We start from the raw sequence: 1,130 nt of genomic DNA, 5'->3' as shown, positions 1-1,130 counted from the left end.
ATCTTTGAGACGTTCCGCCATACAGGCTCTGCAATGGCCGTCATGAAGCGTTTCAAAAGCGAAGGGCTCGAGTTTCCGGTTCGGGTGCGACGAGGTATAGGCAAGGGAGATATGCACTGGGGATCGCTCAATCATTCACGCATACTGCAGATTCTGCACAACCCACGTTATGCAGGGGCATTCGTCTACGGCAGAACACGGACAGGACGCAATGCGAACCTGCAGCCGACGCCGATCAGGGTGGCACAAGAGAATTGGCAAGTGCTCATCCCGGAGGCACATGTTGGCTACATCACCTGGGAAGAGTTTGAACAGAACCAGGCGACACTGAAGCGTAACGCAGGTGCGTTTGGTAACGGTCGTCGAGGCAGTGTGCCACGCGAAGGTGTAGCATTACTGCAAGGGAGGATACTCTGTGGATTCTGTGGCACCCGAATGCGGGTGCGCTATCAAAAGATGCGTGGAACCATGGAACCCTACTACCAGTGTGCAGAGGCATCTGTGCGTCAGGCAGGCAAATTGTGTCAGTCTATTCGTGGTAACCATATCGATAAGGCCATTGAAACGTTGCTGCTTGAGCTTGTCGCTACGCCAGCTCTGAATGCGGCACTGGCGGTTCAGCAGGAAATCACCGATCGGATCAACGAAGCGGAAGCCCTGCGCAGCACTCACCTTGAGCGCGCTCGTTATGAGGCCGAACTATCACGTCGCCGATTCATCAATGTGGACCCTGACAACCGCCTGGTCGCAGAGACACTTGAGGCGGAATGGAATGAGCAACTGCGGCGACTGGATGACCTGCAACAGGAACAGGATCTGGAACGCGATGCTGACAAAACTCTGCTGTCTGAGGACGTACAGAAACGCGTATTGAGTTTGGCAGAAGATTTCCCGCGCGTGTGGTCCGACAAGCGCACCACACCTATCGAACGCAAACGCATGGTGGCATTGCTGATTGAAGACGTCACCTTGTTGAAACAGGACAGTATCGCCATTCACATTCGATTCCGCGGTGGGCAGACACAGTCGTTGGACGTGCCACTTCCCGTGCCCATCGCGCAAATACGCAAAGTGTGTCCAACCGTGGTCGAGGCTTTGGATACGCTACTGGAGACCTGCAACGATGCACA

The 1,130-nt window shown here is 54.8% G+C and carries 1 protein-coding gene; it reads left to right on the top strand.

The window, feature by feature from the left end:
• Positions 1–42: 42 nt before the first annotated feature.
• On the top strand, positions 43–1,130 hold a 1,088-nt coding region (locus tag ACUNV4_RS30315; protein ID WP_430882419.1), incomplete at its 3' end, for a recombinase family protein.

This window comes from Granulosicoccus sp. 3-233, from assembly GCF_052681095.1.
The sequence above is the reverse complement of the archived record's forward strand: the minus strand, read 5'-3'. Positions and strand labels throughout refer to the sequence as shown.